Origin of the sequence: Kitasatospora griseola, from assembly GCF_014648555.1 — a bacterium.
Lineage (GTDB): Bacteria > Actinomycetota > Actinomycetes > Streptomycetales > Streptomycetaceae > Kitasatospora > Kitasatospora griseola.
Map to the genome: position 1 here is coordinate 23601 of NZ_BMRI01000010.1, position 16385 is coordinate 39985.

General features: G+C 73.9%; 12 protein-coding genes and 2 pseudogenes. 4 read left to right on the plus strand and 10 right to left on the minus strand.

Features of this window, described 5'->3' with window-relative positions; genetic code table 11:
- The first annotated feature begins 144 nt into the window (after positions 1-144).
- A complete protein-coding gene (hemE, locus tag IEZ12_RS14935) occupies positions 145-1224 on the plus strand; it encodes a uroporphyrinogen decarboxylase (protein WP_189272481.1) in 1080 nt (359 codons plus the stop codon).
- Positions 1225-1231: 7 nt separating this feature from the next.
- Here hemE and IEZ12_RS14940 read toward each other — a convergent pair.
- The 3 genes and pseudogenes from IEZ12_RS14940 to IEZ12_RS14950 form a co-directional block, all read right to left on the minus strand.
- Positions 1232-1866: pseudogene (locus tag IEZ12_RS14940) on the minus strand (LuxR C-terminal-related transcriptional regulator).
- 303 nt (positions 1867-2169) lie between these two features.
- Positions 2170-3675, minus strand: coding sequence for a helix-turn-helix domain-containing protein (locus IEZ12_RS14945; protein WP_189272482.1), 1506 nt, complete (start codon positions 3673-3675; stop codon positions 2170-2172).
- A gap of 404 nt (positions 3676-4079) precedes the next feature.
- Entirely contained in the window at positions 4080-5060 is a 981-nt protein-coding gene (locus IEZ12_RS14950) for a DUF4349 domain-containing protein (protein WP_189272483.1), read from the minus strand.
- A gap of 117 nt (positions 5061-5177) precedes the next feature.
- Between IEZ12_RS14950 and hemG the strand changes: the two genes are divergently transcribed.
- Both hemG and hemQ read left to right on the plus strand, forming a co-directional pair.
- Positions 5178-6644 carry a protoporphyrinogen oxidase gene (gene hemG / locus IEZ12_RS14955; protein WP_189272484.1) on the plus strand — a complete coding sequence of 489 codons (1467 nt, stop codon included), beginning with the start codon at positions 5178-5180 and terminating at the stop codon, positions 6642-6644.
- On the plus strand, positions 6641-7351 hold the full coding sequence (hemQ, locus tag IEZ12_RS14960; protein WP_043909976.1) for a hydrogen peroxide-dependent heme synthase: 711 nt from the start codon (positions 6641-6643) through the stop codon (positions 7349-7351). The genes hemG and hemQ overlap by 4 nt, the downstream gene beginning before the upstream one ends.
- 80 nt (positions 7352-7431) lie before the next feature.
- On the opposite strand, the gene IEZ12_RS14965 is transcribed toward hemQ, so the two are convergent.
- From IEZ12_RS14965 to IEZ12_RS14985, 4 genes and pseudogenes are all read right to left on the minus strand, one after another.
- Positions 7432-7899 carry a hypothetical protein gene (locus IEZ12_RS14965; protein WP_189272485.1) on the minus strand — a complete coding sequence of 156 codons (468 nt, stop codon included), beginning with the start codon at positions 7897-7899 and terminating at the stop codon, positions 7432-7434.
- Between the two features lie 92 nt (positions 7900-7991).
- Positions 7992-8753, minus strand: coding sequence for a TIGR04222 domain-containing membrane protein (locus IEZ12_RS14970; RefSeq protein WP_043909979.1), 762 nt, complete (start codon positions 8751-8753; stop codon positions 7992-7994).
- 80 nt (positions 8754-8833) lie between these two features.
- Positions 8834-9877, minus strand: a complete 1044-nt coding sequence (locus tag IEZ12_RS14975; protein WP_189272486.1) for a TIGR04222 domain-containing membrane protein — start codon at positions 9875-9877, stop codon at positions 8834-8836.
- A 90-nt stretch (positions 9878-9967) separates the two neighbouring features.
- Positions 9968-11231: pseudogene (locus IEZ12_RS14985) on the minus strand (MbnB/TglH/ChrH family RiPP precursor modification enzyme).
- A 207-nt stretch (positions 11232-11438) separates the two neighbouring features.
- Here IEZ12_RS14985 and IEZ12_RS14990 point away from each other — a divergent pair.
- Positions 11439-12353, plus strand: a complete 915-nt coding sequence (locus tag IEZ12_RS14990) for a GNAT family N-acetyltransferase (protein ID WP_229847555.1) — start codon at positions 11439-11441, stop codon at positions 12351-12353.
- 22 nt (positions 12354-12375) lie between these two features.
- On the opposite strand, the gene IEZ12_RS14995 is transcribed toward IEZ12_RS14990, so the two are convergent.
- From IEZ12_RS14995 to murC, 3 genes are all read right to left on the minus strand, one after another.
- The gene (locus IEZ12_RS14995) at positions 12376-14451 is read right to left on the minus strand and encodes a restriction endonuclease (protein ID WP_189272488.1); all 2076 of its coding nucleotides are present in this window, start codon (positions 14449-14451) and stop codon (positions 12376-12378) included.
- Positions 14452-14544: 93 nt separating this feature from the next.
- Complete coding sequence (msrB, locus tag IEZ12_RS15000; RefSeq protein WP_189272489.1) at positions 14545-14949, minus strand: peptide-methionine (R)-S-oxide reductase MsrB; 405 nt, start codon at positions 14947-14949, stop codon at positions 14545-14547.
- Between the two features lie 27 nt (positions 14950-14976).
- Entirely contained in the window at positions 14977-16383 is a 1407-nt protein-coding gene (murC, locus tag IEZ12_RS15005; protein WP_189272490.1) for a UDP-N-acetylmuramate--L-alanine ligase, read from the minus strand.
- Positions 16384-16385 lie beyond the last annotated feature (2 nt).

Here is a 16385-nt window from a genome sequence, read left to right on the forward strand (position 1 = left end):
TCCGAGCACTTTCGTCCCTCCGGCGTGCCGAAATTCCGGAAATCGGCCAGGCCGGGACCGCTGTGCGCCGCACCGGTGTCCGAGGTGTCCGTTTTGCCTGGTCGGCGGCCGGGACGGGAGCGGTCGCGTGCGAGGATGTGACGCGTGAGTGAGACCCCCGCAGCCCAGTCCGGTCAGCGGCCCCGCGGCGCCGCGTACGACTCCGTCTTCCTGCGCGCCGCCCGCAACGAGCCGGTGCCGCACACCCCCGTGTGGTTCATGCGGCAGGCCGGCCGTTCGCTGCCCGAGTACCTGAAGGTGCGCGAGGGCATCCCGATGCTCGACGCCTGCATGCGGCCCGAGCTGGTCAAGGAGATCACCCTGCAGCCGGTGCGCCGGCACAAGGTGGACGCGGCGATCTTCTTCTCCGACATCGTGGTCCCGCTCAAGGCGGTCGGCATCGACGTGGAGATCAAGGGCGGCGTCGGCCCGGTGATCGCCGACCCGATCCGCACCAAGGCCGACCTGCAGCGGCTGCGTCCGCTGGAGCCGGACGACATGCCGTACATCACCGAGGCGGTCGGCCTGCTGGTCGCCGAGCTCGGCGCCACCCCGCTGATCGGCTTCGCCGGCGCCCCGTTCACGCTGGCCAGCTACCTGATCGAGGGCGGCCCGTCGAAGTCGTACGAGAACACCAAGGCGATGATGTACGGCGCGCCCGAGCTGTGGGCGGAGCTGGTCGACCGGCTCGCGCAGATCACCTCGGCGTTCCTGAAGATCCAGATCGAGGCGGGCGCCTCGGCGGTCCAGCTGTTCGACTCCTGGGCGGGCGCGCTCGCCCCCGACGAGTACCGCCGCTCGGTGATGCCCGCCAGCGCCAAGGTGTTCGACGCGGTCGCGCCGTACGGGGTGCCGCGGATCCACTTCGGCGTCAACACCGGCGAGCTGCTCGGCCTGATGGGCCAGGCCGGCGCGGACATCGTCGGCGTCGACTGGCGGGTCCCGCTGGACGAGGCCGCCAACCGGGTCGGCCCCGGCAAGGGCCTGCAGGGCAACCTCGACCCGGCCGTGCTGTACGCCCCCACGCACGTGGTGGAGACCAAGGCCCGCGAGGTGCTGCACGCCGCCCAGGCGCTCGGCGGCAGCCACCACATCTTCAACCTCGGCCACGGCGTCATGCCGACCATGGACCCGGAAGCGCTGACCCGCCTGGTCGCCTTCGTCCACGAGGCCAGCGCGCGCTGACACCCCGTCAGCGGGGCTCGTCGCCGCCGAGGAACGCCAGCACCGCCAGGACCCGGCGGTGGGTGTCCTCGGCGGGCGGCAGGTCGAGCTTCAGCAGGATGTTGCCGATGTGCTTGGCCACCGCCGCCTCCGACACCACCAGCCGGCGGCAGATCTCCGCGTTCGAGCAGCCCCGGGCCATCAGCTCCAGCACCTCCCGCTCGCGCGGCGTCAGCCGCTCCAGCGGGTCCCGGCGGCGGGACAGCAGGCGGCGCACCACCTCCGGGTCGACCACGGTGCCGCCGGACGCCACCGTGTCCACCGCGTCCAGGAACTCCTCGACGTGGCCGACCCGGTCCTTCAGCAGGTAGCCCACCGCGCCGTCGCCGTCGGCCAGCAGCTCCGCCGCGTACGAGCGCTGCACGTACTGGCTGAGCACCGGCAGCCCGGGCTGCCGGTGCTCAGCGCGACCGCCGCCCGCAGGCCCTCCTCGGCCAGGCCCGGCGGCATCCGGACGTCGGTGACCACCAGGTCGGGCCGGTGCTCGGCGACCGCCGTCAGCAGTGACGGGGCGTCACCGACCGCCGCCGCCACGGTGCGGCCGAAACGTTCCAGCAGGCCCACCAGACCCTCCCGCAGCAGCACGGAGTCCTCGGCCGGCACCAGGCGGAGCGGGCGTGGGGCAGCAACGGGCACGGGATCTCCACACGCAGCAGGGTCGGCTCGCCGGGCGGGCTGCTGACGGACAGTCTGCCGTCCACCACCGCGATCCAGCAGGCGGTGAGGAAGGTGCCGATCCGGTCGCGATCCCGCGCCGCGTGGCGAGGACCGGCGGAGGGCATGGCGGTGCTGTGCGTGGGCATGTGAGGGCCTTCGGCAGCAGGGGCGGGTGGGGAGATTTCCAGTGAACCGCCAGGCCGAAGGCCGGATCCGTAGTCGGACTGCGGGCCGTAGTCCGACTACGGGTCAGATGATCTGTACGCCCGCGCGGGAGGCGAAGTCCCGGATGCCCGGCAGCTTGCGGTCGTGCCGCACCAGGCCGGTGGCGAGGTTGCGGACGGCGCCCCGGCGGAGCTCCTGCGGGGCGGCCTCCTCGGCCGCGAGCAGGGCCCGGTAGCACTGCTCGGGCCTGCCCCACTGGTCGAACGCGCGAGCCACGTCGATGAAGAAGCGGGCCTGCCGCTCGGCAGTCGGCAGAGCAGCAGGGTCGATCGTGGCGGCCAGCTCGATCGCCCGGCCGGCGTCGCCGAGTTCGTAGTGCACCGACAGCTCGTGCAGGGCGACGCCCTGGATCCCGTCAACCAGCCCGGAGGTCCGGCCGGCTGCGGCAGCGCTGTTGGCAGCCTCGCGGATCAGCGAGTGCGCGTAGGCACGATCGCCGGTCTTCGCGGCGGTGTAAGCGGCGGTGGCGTACAGGTCGCCACGGGTGGCCAGGCGAGCGGTCTCGGGCACCGTCCTGTTGGCGAGGAGGTGCTCGGCGGCGACCACCACGATGTCGATTGCCCTGGCCAGGCTGCCTTGGCGGCGCCAGGAACTGGAGACCATCCGCTGGGACTCGGCGACCACCAGCGGGTCATCGCCTGCTCGGGCGGAGGTCAGCGCGCGGTCTGCGGTGATGGCCAGCAGGTTGTTGTCGCCGATCTTGATGCACAGCCGCGCCGCAAGGTTGTAGAGCTGGGCGACGTTGCGAGCGCGTTCTTCGGCGGTGCCGACCATCTGGGCAGCTGCGATCCGGGTCGGCAGAGCAGCGGCGAGCCCGTCGTACTTGGCCGCCTTGAACTCCTGGCGCGACGTCAGGAGCGAAGCGGTTACGGACTCGTGGGTCGGCTCGTGCCGGGGCGCTGGAATCCGGCCTGTTCCGTAGAGCAGCAGGTCTTCCAGGCCGGCCAAGGGTGAGGCTGTCTCGGCATGCGCGGCCTGTTGGCCTGCGGCCGGAGCGAACAGGGCGGCAGCCGCCAGGGCCAGGAACGGGCGGCGTCGCACATCGTCCTCCTCGGCAGCGGAAGTGCTCGTCAGCGTAGCGGAGGCGAACTTGCGGGGGCGGGACCTCGGCCGGTCGGCAGCTGGCTGCGGTAATTCCATCAGCTCGCCGAGTTCGCAGCCCAGTACCGCCACGAGGCGACGGAGCAGGGTCAGGTCCTTCACCTGCTGCGAGTCGCGTTCCAGCAACGACATCCAGACCTCGCTGCGGTCAAGCTCGACGGCGAGACGGAGCTGAGTCCACTCCATCTCGGCGCGGCGGAGTGCGATGAACTTGCCGAACGTGATGCCACTGCTCCCCACGCCGGCCCCCGGCGTCGTGTTGAATCCGCTACGGACCGCTACCGTGCCGATGAACTGGGGCCACGGTGTGGGGCTTTCGGACCGAAGCCGACAATCACCACACTGCCCGGGAAGGTGTAGCGGTTTGCGAGAGTGCTGTTCATGGGCTGCCCTTGAGACGCCTGAGGCTCGCCGTGGACGCTCGATCAAGCTCTCCAGCCTCCGCATGGCAGAGACCTATGGCGGACTGCTGATGGGGTACCCGACCCGAGAGATGAACGACGCGATCGTGGCGGCGCGGGTGTTCGGCGCGGATGCGGGATCGGTTGGCGCGGTTGAACGCGCTTGCGGCGGCTCGCAGTTCGGCTCGGGTATGGGTGGGTGCGGTGAGGGCGGCGACGTGGAGGAGTTCGCCGAAGGCGGCGACCTGGGCCTGGACAACGGCGTCAGACTCGTCACCATCGGGCGCATCGGAGTGGTGCTGGCCCTGGTAGGCGAAGGAGGTTGTTACCGGCCCGGTCAAGCGCCCGCTGGTGGGTGCCGAACGCTTGCCGGGCTGCTGGGTTCGCCTTTCGTCGGCCCAGGGCCCGGCCGATCGTCGTGGTGCGGCGGGGTCAGTCCTCCGTTCCGGGCGTCGGCGGGTGCTGGGGCGGGGCGGGGAAGGCGTTCGGGGCCGGAGGCGGGGTGCGGCGGGGGCGGGTGCGGCGGAGGCGGAGGAGGAGCCAGGCGACGGGGGCGAGGACCAGCAGGAACGGGGCGCCGGCGGCCAGGACGACCAGGAGGCCGTGCAGGACGGCCAGTAGTGCGTGCCAGCCGCCGGTGAGGGCCCTGCCGACCGAGTGCCAGAAGCCGTCCTTGGGCTTGGCGACCGCGCCGGTGGGGCGCTGGGAGTCCGTCAGCAGGTCGAGCGTCACGGTGGAGAGCGAGGTGCGGGAGGTCAGCGCCTGCTGCTGGCGCTCCAGGGCCTCCAGGTCGGACTCACGGCGGGTCAGTTCGCTCTCCAGCGAGACCACTTCGGACAGCGTCTTGGCCTCCGCCATCAGGGCCCGCACCCGGTCCACGCTGGCGCGCATCGACTTGATCCGGCTGTCCACGTCGGCGATCTGGCCGGTGAGGTCGTCGGCCTGGCTGGTCAGGGCGAGTCGTTGGCCGAGACCGCCGATGGCGTCCACGGTCTTCTGGTACGACTCGGACGGCACCTTCAGCGTCAGGGTGGCCTGGGCGCCCTCGCCCGCTCCGCGCCGGCTCTCGCCCGACACGAATCCGCCCGCCTGGGTGACCAGGTCCACGGCCTTGTCGCGGGCCGGCTCCAGGTCGTCCACCTTGATCGTCATCCGGGCCTGGTAGGCGATCTGCCGGTTCACCGACTGCCCGCTCGCCCCGGCCGACGGCGCGGCCGTGGCGCCGCCCGCGCCCGCTCCGCCCGTCCCCGCCGCGCCCGCCGGCGCCTTCGCGTCGGCCGGTGCGGCCGCCGCCGCGTTGTCGGCCTTGCCCGCGGATGTGCTGCTGCCGCCGCCGTTCGCGCTGCACCCGGCCAGCAGCAGCACCGCCGCCAGGACGCCGGCCGCCCCCGCTCTGCGCACCCGTACTCCCATGCCCGTCCCCTCCCGTGTCCGTGCGGCGGGCCGCTCGCCCGCCCTTGAGCACTTTGACGCGCGGGCCCGCGGACCGGACCCGCACCGGCGGTACCGGAACGATCACGCCTCGGCCTCATGGCGGTCTCGGCGGTCGCGTGGGCCGATTCCGGATTCGGGATAAGGGCTGGAAGACTGCGGGGCATGGCGAAACCTCACGTCGTGGTGATCGGTGGCGGCGTCGCGGGCCTGGCCGCGGCCGCCTTCCTCAGTGACCGGCCGGTGCGGGTCACCGTGCTGGAGGCGTCCGACCGCTTCGGCGGCAAACTGCGCGGCGGGGAGGTCGGCGGCGTCCGGGTCGATCTCGGCGCGGAGTCGATGCTGGCCCGCCGCCCGGAAGCCGTCGAACTGGCCCAAAAGGTCGGTCTCGGCGAGCAGTTGGAGCCGCCGACCACCGCCAAGGCGTCGATCTGGACCCGGGAGGGCCTGCGTTCGATGCCCGGCGGCCAGTTGATGGGCGTGCCCGGCGACCTGGACGCGCTGAAGGCGTCCGGCGTGCTCACCCCCGAAGGCCTGGAGCGGGCCGTCCACGAGCAGCCCGCCGAGATCGGCGACGACGCCCCGATCGGCGCCTACATCGCCGCCCGGCTCGGCCGCGAGGTCGTCGACCGGTTGGTCGAGCCGCTGCTCGGCGGCGTGTACGCCGGGCACGCCGACGAGATCTCGATCCGCGCTGCCGTCCCGCAGCTGCTGGCACTGGCGCAGCGCGACGGCTCGCTGACCGAGGCGGTGCGCGAGCTCACCGGCCGTTCGACCGCCACCGGCCCGGTCTTCCAGGGCCTGCGCGGCGGCCTCGGCACCTTCCCCGACGCCATCGCCGCGCACGACCGCGCGCACGGCGCCGAACTGCTCACCGGCCACCCCGTCGAGGCGCTGCGCCGCACCCCCGACGGCTGGCAGGTCACCACCGGCGGACGGCAACTGCACGCGGACGCCGTGGTGCTGGCCGTCCCCGCCCCGCACGCGGCCGCGCTGCTCGCCGCCGACGCGCCCGCCGCCGCGGCCGAGCTGCGGGGGATCGAGTACGCCTCGATGGCGCTGGTCACGCTCGCCTTCCGGCGCGCCGACCTGGCGGACAGCCCGCTCGTCGGCAGCGGCTTCCTGGTGCCGCCGGTGGACCGCCGCAACATCAAGGCGTCCACCTTCTCCAGCAACAAGTGGGGCTGGCTGGAGCGCTCCGCGCCGGACACCTTCCTACTGCGCACCTCGCTGGGCCGGCACCGCGAGGGCGCCGCGCTCCAGCTGGACGACGCCGAACTGGTGGCCCGTTCGCTGGCCGACCTGCAGACCGCCGTCGGCCTGCGCGCCACCCCGTACGACCATGCCGTCACCCGCTGGACCGACGGTCTGCCGCAGTACCCGGTCGGCCACCTCGACCGGGTCGCCCGGATCCGCACCCGGCTGGACGCGCTCGGCGGCATCGCCGTCTGCGGCGCCGCCTACGACGGCGTCGGCATCCCCGCCGTCGTCGCGAGCGCCCGCCGGGCCGCCGCCGTCCACCCCGTCACCGGAACCACCCGCACAGAAGGGACAATGGGCTCATGACCGAAAGCACTGAGCAGCCCGTGAAGAAGAAGGCCCGCGACCTCAACCAGGTCATCCGCTACACCATGTGGTCGGTGTTCAAGCTGAAGGACGGCCTGCCCGAGGACCGTTCCGCCCTGGTCGCCGAGGTGGACGCCCTCTTCGAGCAGCTCGCCGCCAAGGACGTCACCATCCGCGGCACCTACGACGTGTCCGGCCTGCGCGCCGACGCCGATCTGATGATCTGGTGGCACGCGGAGAACTCGGACGACCTGCAGGAGGCGTACAACCGCTTCCGCCGCACCGAGCTGGGCCGCCGGATGGAGCCGGTCTGGTCGAACATGGCGCTGCACCGCCCCGCCGAGTTCAACAAGTCGCACATCCCCGCGTTCCTCGCCGACGAGCGGGCCCGCGAGTACGTCTGCGTCTACCCGTTCGTCCGCTCCTACGAGTGGTACCTGCTCCCCGACGAGGAGCGCCGGGCGATGCTGTCCGAGCACGGCCAGATGGCCCGCGGCTACCCGGACGTGCGCGCCAACACCGTCGCCTCGTTCGCGCTCGGCGACTACGAGTGGCTGCTGGCCTTCGAGGCCGACGAGCTGCACCGCATCGTCGACCTGATGCGCGACCTGCGCCCGTCCCGCGCGCGGCTGCACGTGCGCGAGGAGGTGCCGTTCTTCACCGGCCGCCGCAAGTCGGTCGGCGACCTGGTCGCCGGGCTGTTCTGACCCGACCGCTCCTTCGAACCGCTCCGGCAGCCGTCACCGCGCCCCCGCGCGGCGGCGGCTGTCGGCGTTCCGGGGTGCGGTCACGCGGGGGCGTTCTCCAGGTCGTCGATCTCCAGGTCGGGCAGTCGAAGCTGGTAGTCGACGGGGGTGGTGGAGCCGTCGCCCCACTGCTCGGTGAGCAGCACGGCGGTGTGTCCGGCGCCGCTGCTGTCCTGGGCGACGGTCCAGCCGACCGGGACGTCCTGCGCCCGGAACACCGGGTCGGCGTCGTTGGCCTGCGCCCACTGGTCGAGCCGGGCGTTCAGCTCGGCGGTCAGGTACTTCTGCCGGACCGTCCGGGCCGCCTCGGGCTCGCCCCGGAGGACGGCGTCGCGGTACGCGGAGAAGAACGTGTCGACCCGCTGCTCGGCGGGCGTCCGGATCGCCTGCGGCGGCGAGACGCTCGGGGCCCGGTGCTGTTCGACGGCGAGTGCCGCCGGGCCGGGCGCCGGCAGGACGACCGGCGAGAGGGCGAGGACCGCCGCGGCGGCGATGCGGAAACGAATCATGCCGTCGAGTCTGCGAGCGGCCGGAGGGCCCCGGCGCACAACGCGCTGATGCGGCGTCGGAACTCGGCCCGGACGGCCCCGGGCCCGTCCGGCTAACGGTGGCTCAGTGCCGCCCGCAGGCGCGGGTCCTGGACGGCCTCGGGCCCGCGGATCGCGACCGCGGTGAGCAGGTCGTCGGTGCCCGCCCGGCAGATGTGCGGCCAGCGCAGGGTGCGCAGCAGGCGCTGCCCGGCGGGGGCCGCCCAGGCGGTGTAGGAGTGCACGTCGACCCGGGCCATCATCAGGGTGCCGCCGGTCAGCACCAGCGGCAGCGAGTACCAGGCGACGGCCGTCCGGGCCAGTTCGCCGTCGGAGTTCAGCACCACCGTGAGCAGCAGCATCGCGACCGCCCCGAGCAGCGCGTACCGGACGTGCCGGATCGCCCGCAGCGCCTGGACCCGGACCTCCGCCGGCGTGGCCAGACCGGCCAGCGCCAGCCGGTCGCCGATGTCCCGGACGGTGGGGTGGGCGGCCAGCGCCGCCTTCAACTGGGCGGTGCGGCACTGGCCCTCGGGGCCGATCGCGGTGATCAGGGCCCGCTCCAGCCGGCCCCGGCCCTGCGGATCGACCACCGTGGTCCACCCGGTGTGCGCCAGGTGCAGCCGGCCCAGCCCGGCCATCCGGACCAGCGCCAGATCCACCACCCGGGCCGGTCCGCCCGCCAGGTACGCGGTCTCGTACAGGCCGATCCCCGACGTCCGGTCGGCCGTCGGCAGGTGCTCGACGAGGGCGTCGGCGACCGAGGCGACCCGGACCAGGCGCAGACAGGACAGCACCGCGGCGGCACAGGTCGGGATCAGCAGCAGCACCCACATGGTGTTTGTTCTAGTCCCGCTCACGCGGCAAGCGGAATGGATCCACCTGCCGCGATACCGAACTGTGACACGATCCCGACTCAGGACCCACAGCCCCCGCCGCCACAGCTCGACCCGCACGAACTGGACGAACCGCACGAACTCGACGACCCGCAGGAGTGCGAGGACCCGCCGCAGGAGTGCCCGCCCGAGTGCCCGCCGGAGTGCCCCGAGTGTCCGGAGGAACCGGACGAGCCGCAGGAGCTGACGGTGGTTCCGCACCACGCCGCGCCCGCGGTCCCTCCGGTGTCCGCCGCGCCGCCCGAGCTGCTCGAACGCCCCGCCTTCACCAGGGAGGCCGGCCGGGGCGCGGCGCCGCCGAGCGCCTCGCGCAGCGGCCGGTCCGCGGCGTTCTTCAGCGCGGCGGGCCCGTCCAGGGCGAACGCGCCGACCAGGGCGGCGTGCCCGCGGTCCACCTCGCGCGGGCGCCACGGGCTGCTGCCGTGCATCAGCTGCAGCTGACGCTCCCCGGCGGGCGTGATCCGCGCCTTCGGCGGCCGGCCGACCACCAGGTGCACGACGGCGACCACGGCCAGCGCCCCGAACGCGAAGAACGGGGGAGTACTGGCGTCCCGCCCCGACGCGGACAGCCATTGGACGGTGGCGGCCGTGCCCAGCACCAGGGTGACCACCAGTGCGAGCACCACCAGCCGGCGGGCCCGCCAGGCGGCCTTGAGCGCGGCGGGCCGGCGCAGCAGGCCGCGGGCGGCCAGGGCGTCACCGATCCGCTGCACGTCCGGGCTGCCCAGCACGGAGGCGCGCAGCACGGACAGGTCCCGCCCGGTGCGGCCGCCGACGGCGGTGATCAGTACGGTCTCGACGGCGTCGCGCGGCGCGGTGTCGGTGACCGTGACCCGCTGGGCCCGGGAGATCACCACCCGGCCCTCGCGTTCCATCCGGACCAGCGCGGTGTCCACCGCCCGGGCCGGGCCGCCGGCCAGGAACGCGGCCTCCAGCAGCGGCATGCCGTTCCCGGGCAGGCCCCGGGGCTCGGTGACCCGGCGGCAGCGCCGGTCGAAGACGGTGGCGACGACCATGGACAGGGCGACCATGACCAGGGCCACGACGAACTGGGTGTTCCACATTCCCCCGAAGTCCTTTCGTGCAGTGGTGCGAGAGGCGGCGACACGGCCGGTGAGGTGGTGCCGAGTGCGGCGTTCGCCAGGGTCCGGGGGCTACCGGTGCGCCCGGGCGGTGCGGCGCGGCAGCAGACCGGCCCAGCGGCGGGCGGCCGGGTGGAGCAGACGGTGCAGGGCCGGGTGCCACGGCGCGGCGGGTGCGGCGTCCAGGGCCCAGGCGGCGAAGGCGTGGGCGTCGGCCCGGTAGCCGCCGGTGAGCGGGCGGCCGACGGCGTAGCGGCGGAACAGCGGTGCGAAGTCCGGGCCGAGCAGCTCGGGCAGTTCGGGCATCAGGTGGCCGACGGTCTCCCGGCGCTTGGCGAGCAGGCCCTCGGACTGGGTACGCAGGTGCGCCGGGTCGAAACCGGCGGGGGCGGGGCCGCCCGCCACCAGGGCGGTCAGCAGCTCCTCCTGACGGGTGGCCAGGTTGCGGCGGGCCAGGGCGAGTTCGGCGTCGGCTCGGTCACGGATCAGGTACTCGTCCAGTTCGGACACGGTCGGGCTCCTTCCGGTGGTCGCGGGCCGTGCGATGGACCCGGCGGACGGCGTCGAGTTCGGCGGACAGTTCGGCGGGCGGCGGGTAGGCGCCGTCCCGCTCCAGCAGCACCCCGGGCGGGTCGGTGCGTTCGCACAGTGCGGCGAGCACCTCCAGCACGGGGGCGGTGACGGGATGGGTGTGGGTGTCGTGCCAGACGCCGTCGCGCTCCACCCCGCCGGCGACATGGACGTAGGCCAGCGCGTCCAGCGGCAGCCGGTCGAGCTCGGCGGCCGGGTCGACGCCCAGGTTGACCCGGTTGGTGTGCAGGTTGGCGACGTCCACCAGCAGGCGCACGCCGGTGCGCTCGACGAGCTCGGCGAGGAACTGGGCCTCCGTCAGCTCGTCGCCCGGCCATGCCAGGTGTGCGGCGATGTTCTCCAGCGCCAGCGGCACCGGCAGTTCCTGCTGGGCGATCCGCACGTTCGCGGCCACCACCCGCAACGCCTCCCGGGTGCGCGGCACCGGCAGCAGGTGGCCGGCCTCCAGGCCGCCCGCCCGGACGAACGCCAGATGCTCGCTGACCAGCGGCGAACCGAGCGCCTCGGCGACCGCGGCCAGCCGCGCCAGCCGCGCCGGATCGGGTTCGGCGGCATCGCCGAGGCCCAGCGAGACGCCGTGCGGAACGACCGTCACGCCCCGGCCCCGCAGCGCCGTCAGCGAGGGCGGCAGGTGGTCGGCGCAGACGTTCTCGGCGACCACCTCCACCCAGTCCAGCCCGGGCAGCCGCTCCACGGCGGTGTCGATCTCGGGGCGCCAGCCGAGCCCCGTGCCCAACCGCGGAATTCCGTGCGAGGACATATTCCACCCCTTCCCGCCGGGCCTTTCGACGGCCTCGACTCCCCCTGCCGAGGGTGTATCCGGGCGGGGCCGGTGCCAAGCGGGACACCGGAAACTCAGAGCTGAACTTGAGCTTTCCGTCCCGCTGAACAGGACGGCCCGCAGGTGGGGGGAAATTCAGCGGCGCGCAGGCGAACGACTGACTAACGTGACATGCCTATGACTTCGATGCCGTACGACATCCGCCCGTTCGCCCCCGAGGACGCCGCCGGGGCCACCGACGCCTACCGGGCCGGCCGACCGCACCTGGTCATCACACCCGAGGTGACCAGCTGGCTCGTCGGCCTGCCGCACTACCACCTGCTGGTCGCCGAACGCGCCGGACAGGTGGTCGGCTCCGCGAGGTTCGGCCCGGTCACCGAGAGCACCGTCCCGCACCAGGGCTTCCTGAACGTCAGCGTGCTGCCCGAGCACCGCGGCAGCGGCATCGGCGCCGCGCTGCTCACCGCCGCCGAACGCGAACTCGCCGCCCTCGGCGTCCGCGACGCCCACGGCTGGGCGGACGACACCCCCGAAGCCCTCGGCTTCGCCGCCGCCCGCGGCTACCGGCGGGGCCGCCGCGCCCAGTTCGCCGGCCGCGACCTCACCGTCCCGCTGCCGCCACTGCCGCCCACCCCGCCCGGCATCGAACTCCGCACCGCCGCAGACTTCCTGGACGACCCGTACCCCGTCTACCTGGTCGACATCGACGGCACCCGCGCCGAACCCGGCGACCTCGACCTGGCGGACCAGTCCTACGAGAGCTGGCTCGCCGAGATCTGGCAGCGGCCCGACCAGGACCACACCCTCACCACCGTCGTCCTCGACCAGGGTCAGGCGGTCGCCTTCTCCGCGGCCCAGACCGACGGCCGCAGCTACTGGTCCGCGTTCACCGCGACGTGCTCCACCCACCGCGGCCGCGGCCTCGCCAAGCTCGCCAAGGCCCACTCCCTGCACCGCGCGCAGGCCCGCGGCCTGATCGCGGCGTACACCAACAACGACGGCGACAACGCGCCGATGCTCGCCATCAACGACTGGTTCGGGTACCGGGTCTGCGCGGAGGAGTGGAAGCACAGCCGCACGCTCTGACTCCGGGGGATGCACTCGCCCGCTACTCGACGTCGACGCCGTGGTGGCGGGCCAGGCCCGCCAGGCCGTCGGACCAGCCCTGGCCGACGGCGCGGAGCTTCCAGCCGTCGGCGGGGTGGCGGTAGAGCTCGGCGACGAGCATCGCGGAGATGGCCGGGTCGGTCGGTGGGCGGAAGGTCCAGCGGCCGGGGCCGGCGGCGAGTTCCACCGTCGGGTCGATCAGGTCCGCGCAGGTGGCGTCGCCGTCGGCGTCCAGGTTCACGGACACGGCCACGCGGTGGACGGTGTTCGGCAGGCGGTCGGTGCGGACCACCGCGCTGCCGTCGCCGGGTTCCAGGGTGACGGCCCCGGCGGCCGCGGTCGGCTGGTGGTAGAAGACGAAGTCCTCGTCGGTCCGGACCTTGCCGAGCGCGTCGAGCAGCAGCAGCGTCAGGTCGGCGTCCGCGCCGCCGGACCGGAAGCGGACCCGTACCTCGCCGTCGGGCAGCACGGTGTTCTGACCGGGCATCAACTCCACGGCCGCAGGCTCGTCGGCCTGCTGGGCGGGGACCGGGGCGGGGCCCAGTCGGCCGGGGAGGCCGTGCTCGCGGAGCAGGGTGAGCAGCATCGGGCCGTCCACCAGGGTGAGGGGCTGGCCCTCGGCGTGCTTGCGCGAGCCGGGGCCGAAGCCCGAAGTGGTCACCAGGATGCCGCGGTTGGCGCCCTGGCGGCGCATCGTGGACTCCAGGTCGCGGACGGCGCTGGGGGAGACGGTGTGCCGGTAGCGCTTGGCCTGGATGACGATCTTTCCGCCGGTGATCGGGTCGGGGTCCTCGGCGAGCACGTCCACGCCCTCGTCGCCGCTGCGGGCGGTGGTGCTGGTGCGGAAGCCGCGGCGGCGGAACAGCTCGGCGATCAGCTTCTCGAACTCGATCGGGTCCATCGCGAACAGGTCCGGCTCCTCGCCGTCCCCGGCGGAGGTCGCGGCGGCCGGGATCTCGGCCACCGTGTCGGCCTTCTCGGGCCGGGCGGAGAGCCGTCCGCCGAGCGCGTCCTGCAGGCAGTCCAGTGGGGCGACGCGGTCGAGGGCCAGCCCGGCGAAGGTCGCCCGGTCCACCTCCACCGCCAGCAGGCAGCGGTCGCCCTCCTGGCCGGTCGCCGGGTCCGGGGCCACCACGACGCCGTTCAGGCCGACGGTGGCGATCAGCCCGTCGGGGTCGGCCCGGAACACCTCCGCCAGGACCCGCAGCGCGCACTGCGCCAGCACCTCGCGGTAGATCTCCTTGCGCTGCCCGGCCGGGCGGGCCACCTCGTCCTCCCGGTCGTCGGACCGGACGTAGCGGTAGCGGCCGACCGTCGGCACCACGTCGAACGCGGGCAGTTCCCAGCGCACCACCAGCCGGCGGGTGTCCGCGTCCCAGGAGGCCTCACCATCGGTGGGGAAGCCGTCCGGCCAGTCCTCCCGCCAGTCGACGACCGCCTCGAAGTACTCGGCGACCGCCGCCGCCTCGCCCGCCCGCAGCCGCTGCGCGAGCCGCCCCGCCTGGGTGCTCTGCCCGGCCAGCAGGCGGTGCCGCTCGGCTGCCCACGCGTCGTACTGGGCGCGGTAGTCGGCGAGTTGGCGCTGCCGCTGCTGCTCGGCCGCCCAGGCCGCCTGCCAGTCGTACTCGAACCTGGCCCGGGCGTGCCCGGCCTGTTCCTCCCACTGGCGGCGCGCCGCCGGGTTGTACGCCTGAGCGCCCGTCAACGGCGGTACCAGGTACCAGTTCTGATCGGGCATCGGCACCGGAACGCCCAACGGCCCCGGGTCGAACGGCGGGATCGCGCCCTGCCCGCCCCGGCTCTGCTCCGCCAGCGAGAACCCCGGACCGGCCAGCCCCGCCGCCAGCACCCCGCGCAACTCGGCGACCCGGTCGTCCAGTTCGGCCGTCCGACGGGCCGCGTCCGCGTCCCGCTGCTGCTGGTACGCCTTCAGCGCCTCGCGCTCGCCCCGCGCCGCGGCTCGCTGCGCCTCGCGCTGCGCCCGCTCGTGGTCCCGCTGTTGGGCGGCGGCGGCCTTCCGCTGCGCCTCGACGCGGCGGTGCTGCTCACGCTGCGCCTCCGCCAGTACCGACCACACCCCGGAAGACCGCCGCCGCGCCACGCCCGCCCCACCCACGTCCAGACCGAACAAGAGCGATCAGTCTTCCACGGGGGCGGGCGTCGGCGCTTCCTACTCGGCGGGCTTCAGCCGCAGCGAGATCGAGTTGATGCAGTACCGCTGGTCCGTCGGCGTGTCGTAGCCCTCGCCGTCGAACACGTGCCCGAGGTGGCTGCCGCACTTCTTGCAGCGCACCTCGACCCGGCGCATCCCGAGGCTGGAGTCCTCCAGGTACTCCACCGAGTCCCCGGCCAGCGGGGCGTAGTACGACGGCCAGCCGCAGTGCGACTCGAACTTCGTCTCGCTGCTGAACAGCTCCGCGCCGCACGCCCGGCAGCTGTACACGCCGACGGTTTTGGTGTCGGTGTACTCGCCGACGAACGGGCGCTCGGTGCCGGCCTCGCGGAGCACGTGGTACTCCTCGGGGCTCAGCTCGGACCGCCACTCGGCGTCGGACTTCTGGACCTCGTAGCTCACGGCACTCTCCCGGGCTCGCCGTTCGACTCAGACAGCAGGTGCAACGTCCGCCAGGGCGGCCAGAATTTCCGGGCCCAGGTTGGTGACGTCGCCCGCGCCCATGGTCAGCACCAGGTCGCCGGGGCGGGCCAGGCCGGCCAGCACGGCGGGCGCGGCGGCGAACTCGTGCTCGGCCCGGACGTCCGCGCCGGCCCGGCGGGCCGCGTCGATGATCAGCTCGGCGGTGACGCCCGGGATCGGGTCCTCACGGGCCGGGTAGATGTCCAGCACCACCGAGCCGTCGGCCAGCGCCAGCGCCCGGCCCATCTCCTCGGCCAGCTGCTGGGTGCGGGAGAACAGGTGCGGCTGGAACACCACCAGCACCCGGCCCGCGCCCGCCGCCTCGCGGATCGCCTCCAGGTCGGCGGCCATCTCGGTCGGGTGGTGCGCGTACGAGTCGATCACCTGCACGCCGCGGGCCTCGCCCTTCAGCTGCAGCCGCCGCCGCACGCCGGTGTACGCGCCCAGCGCCTTCGCCAGCCCGTCCGCCGGAACGCCCAGCGCGACGCCCGCGGCCAGCGCCGCCACCGCGTTGTGCGCGTAGTGCCGGCCCGGTACCGAGACGGTGAACGTCAGCCGCTCGCCGCCCAGTTCGACCGTCACCTCGCTGGTCATGCCGCGCGCCGCCACCGACAGCACCCGCACGTCCGCGTCCTCGGCCGCGCCGACCGTCACCACGTTCAGGCCCTCGCGCCCGGCGACCCGGCGGGTCAGCTCACGGGCGCCCTCGTGGTCGGCCGACACCACCAGGGTGCCGCCGGGGACGATCCGGGCGACGAACGTCTCGAAGGACTCGTAGATCTCCTCCATCGACGCGTAGTTGGCGTGGTGGTCCAGCTCCACGTTCAGCACGATCGCCACCTCGGGCGCGTACTTGTGGAAGCTGCGGTCGCTCTCGTCCGCCTCCGCGACGAAGATGTCGCCCGCGCCGTGGTGCGCGTTCGACCCGGGCAGGTCCAGGTCGCCGCCGATCGCGTACGAGGGCTCCAGGCCCAGCTCGCCCAGGCTGACCGCCAGCATCGAGGTGGTGGTGGTCTTCCCGTGGGTGCCCGCCACCGCGAGCGCCCGACGGCCGCCCATCAGCGCCGCCAGCGCGTCCGAACGGTGCACCACCGGGACGCCCCGCTCCTGCGCCGCCACCAGCTCCGGGTTGTCGGCGCGGATCGCGCTGGAGACCACCACGCTGCTCGTCCCGGCCGGCAGGTGCTCGGCCGCGTGGCCGACGAACACCGTCGCGCCCAGCTCGCGCAGCGCCCGCACGGTGTCCGACTCCTTGGCGTCGCTGCCCGAGACGGTCGCGCCGCGGACCGCGAGGATCTTCGCCAGACCGGACATGCCGGCGCCGCCGATGCCGATGAAGTGCGGGGCGTGCAGGTCGTGCGCGGCGTCGTTCAAGG